Here is a 3019-nt window from a genome sequence, read left to right as displayed (position 1 = left end):
GCCGCGGTGGGGCTGCTGGCGGCGCCACTCGGAACGGGGACCGGGTACGCACAGGACACGGACACGCGGACGGCACGCACCGCGGCGGTGTCGGCGCCCCCCACCCGGCAGGAGGAGTTCCCGCAGCTCACCCCGGCGGTGGCGCGGCAACTGGACCGGGCCGTGCGGAAGGTGCTCGCCGAGGCCGAGGTGCCCGGCGTCATGGTGGCCCTGTCCGCGCCCGGGAAGGGCGAGTACGTCCGCAGCTTCGGCGTCGCCGACAAGTCGACCGGCCGGCCCATGACCACCGACCTGTACATGCGGATCGGCAGCGAGACCAAGACGTTCACCGTCACCGCCCTGCTGGAGCTGGTCGACCAGGGCAAGGTCGGCCTGGACGACCCGATCGGGCAGTACGTCGACGGGGTGCCGAACGGCGACGAGATCACCCTGCGCGAGCTGGCCGGGATGCGCAGCGGTCTGTACAACTACTCCGAGGACCCGGACTTCTTCAAGGCGCTGACGAGCAATCCACGCAAGCCGTTCACCCCGCAGGAGCTGCTCGCGTACTCCTTCAAGCACCCGGTGATGTTCGAGCCGGACGCCAGGTTCTACTACAGCAACACCAACCTGATCCTGCTGGGCCTGGTCATCGAGAAGGTCAGCGGGATGAAGATCAACGACTACATCGACAAGTACGTCACCACCCCCGCCGGGCTGCCGCACACCGTCTTCCCCGTCGGCGCCGAGTTCCCGACGCCGCACGCGCAGGGCTACACCGACCAGACCGCCGACGGGCGGGTGCAGGACGCCACGGACTGGAACCCGTCCTGGGCGTGGGCGGCCGGCGCGATGGTCTCCGACCTCGCCGACCTGCGCAAGTGGGCCCGGATCCTGGCCACGGGCACGCTGCTGGAGCCCAAGACCCAGGCCGAGCGGCTCAAGGTCGTGGACGCGCTGCCCGGGACCGGCTACGGGCTGGGCATCTTCAACGTGCAGGGCTGGATCGGCCACAACGGCTCGCTGCCCGGCTACGAGTCGCTGACCGTCTTCCTGCCGGAGGCGCAGGCCACCCTGGTCGTGCTGCTCAACACCGACACCGCGGCCGAGGGCGAGGAGCCCAGCACCCTCTTCGGCAGGGCCATCACGGAGATCGTGACCCCTCAGCACGTCTTCGACCTGCCGGCGCAGGGAGGAGCGGGAACGCCCCCACCGCGGTGAAACAACCGAGGTGAACCATTCCTGTGCCCCTCGTCGCGTCAAGGTGGTGAGACGGCGCCGCGCCGGGGTCGGTCACTTGGCGTCGGCGTAGCACTCCACGATCGCCGTCGTGAACGGGAACCGGACCGGGGTGTCGCCGAACGCGATCCGCCCGGCCCGGTCCCCGGCGGCGCGGATCGCCTCGGCGACGGCCTCCGCCTCCTCGGCCGGGCAGTGCACTATCACCTCGTCGTGCTGGAAGAACACGAGCTCGGCCCGCATCCTGGCGGCCGCGATGGACTGCCGCAGCGCCGCCAGGAGCAGCAGCGCCCAGTCGGCGGCGCTGCCCTGCACGACGAAATTGCGGGTGAAGCGGCCGCGGGCCCGGGAGTCGGTGGAGGCGTACCCCGGGGTCCAGGCGTCCTCCCGGCGGTTCTGCGGGAGGCCCGCCTCCCCGGGCTCGCCGGCGGGCTCCGCCTCGCCGCCGTCCGCGTCCTCGGCATCGCTGCGGCGGGCGGGGGGAGGGCAGGTGCGGCCCAGCCACGTCCGGACGAGGCGGCCCTCCTCGCCCGCCTTCGCCGCGTCGTCCACGTACGCCACGGCCTGCGGGAAGCGGCGGCGCAGCGCGGCCAGGTTCTTCAGGCCGTCGCCGGAGGTCTGCCCGTACACCGCGCCGAGGACCGCCAGCTTGGCCTGGTCGCGGTCGCCGGAGAAGCCCTGCCGGGAGATCGCCGTGTACAGGTCCTCCCCGCGGCCCGCCACCTCCATGAACGCCGGATCGCGGGAGATGGCGGCCAGGACGCGCGGCTCCATCTGGTCGGCGTCGGCGACCACCAGCCGCCAGCCGGGATCGGCGATCACCGCCCGCCGGATCACCTTGGGGATCTGCAGGGCGCCGCCGCCGTTCGTGACCCAGCGGCCCGTCAGCGTGCCGCCGGGGACGAACTCGGGGCGGAAGCGGCCGTCGCGGACCCAGTCCTGGAGCCAGCCCCAGCCGTGCGCGGTGTAGATCCGGTACAGCTTCTTGTACGCGAGGAGGGGCGCGACGGCAGGATGGTCGAGACCCTCGATCTCCCACCGGCGGGTCGACGTGAGCCGGATCCCGGCCGCGGCGAACGCCCTGACCACGTCGGCGGGCAGCTCCGGGCGCACACGGCGGCCGAACGCGGCCGAGACCTCGTCGGCCAGCTCGGCGAGGCGGCGGGGCTCGCCGCCGCCCGCGTAGCGCTCGCCGAGGAGCTCGGTGAGCAGGGCCCGGTGCACGTCGGCCCGCCAGGGCATCCCGGCGCGGTGCATCTCGGCGGCGATCAGGAACGCCGCCGACTCCGCGGCCGCCAGCAACCGCATGCGGTCGGGGTGGGCGGTGGCCGCCTGCCGCCTTTCCTGGTCCTCGTAGACGGCGATCAGCGCGTCGAGGGGCAGCGGATCGGGCCGCGGCTCGAACAGGGAGTCCTGCGCGCCCGGCGCGGCGGCCCGCGCCGGGGGGTCGGGCGGGACCGGCGCGCCCGTGAGCCGGGCCCAGGCGGCGGCCGCGGAACGGGGCTCGCCGGAGCGGCCCTCGTGGCCGAGGAGGAGCAGCTCGGCGTCCTCGACGTCGTAGCAGCGGTCGACGCGGATGCCGGAGGCGAGCAGGCGGGGGTAGACGGCCGGGGTGGACCGCCAGATCCAGCGGGTGGTGGCGGGCGCCGCCCGGACGGCGTCGGCGGGGTCGGCGACCGTGATCCGGGGCCCGGCCGAGGGGGTGAGGGGTGCGGCGTGCCACCGGCCCTCGGCGTCTTCGGCCAGGGCCCACCGTGGGGGGCGGTCGCTCATGCGTCCGAGTGTCCCACCGGGGTCTGAC

2 protein-coding genes are annotated in these 3019 nt (G+C 74.1%); one reads left to right on the top strand and one right to left on the bottom strand.

Annotated features, from left to right (window positions below; genetic code table 11):
• Positions 1 to 6: 6 nt before the first annotated feature.
• A complete protein-coding gene (locus tag HYE82_RS35535) occupies positions 7 to 1200 on the top strand; it encodes a serine hydrolase (RefSeq protein ID WP_179178355.1) in 1194 nt (397 codons plus the stop codon).
• Between the two features lie 72 nt (positions 1201 to 1272).
• Here the strand turns inward: HYE82_RS35535 and HYE82_RS35530 are convergent, their stop codons facing one another.
• Positions 1273 to 2991, bottom strand: a complete 1719-nt coding sequence (locus tag HYE82_RS35530) for a bifunctional 3'-5' exonuclease/DNA polymerase (protein ID WP_179178354.1) — start codon at positions 2989 to 2991, stop codon at positions 1273 to 1275.
• Positions 2992 to 3019: the final 28 nt, after the last annotated feature.

This window comes from Streptomyces sp. BR123 (genome assembly GCF_013401435.1).
Taxonomy (GTDB): domain Bacteria; phylum Actinomycetota; class Actinomycetes; order Streptomycetales; family Streptomycetaceae; genus Streptomyces.
The sequence above is the reverse complement of the archived record's forward strand: the minus strand, read 5'-3'. Positions and strand labels throughout refer to the sequence as shown.

What these genes read in the sequence shown, in the direction of transcription:
- HYE82_RS35530 (WP_179178354.1), bottom strand. Translation starts at nt 2,991, where the DNA reads ATGAGCGACCGCCCCCCACGGTGGGCCCTGGCCGAAGACGCCGAGGGC.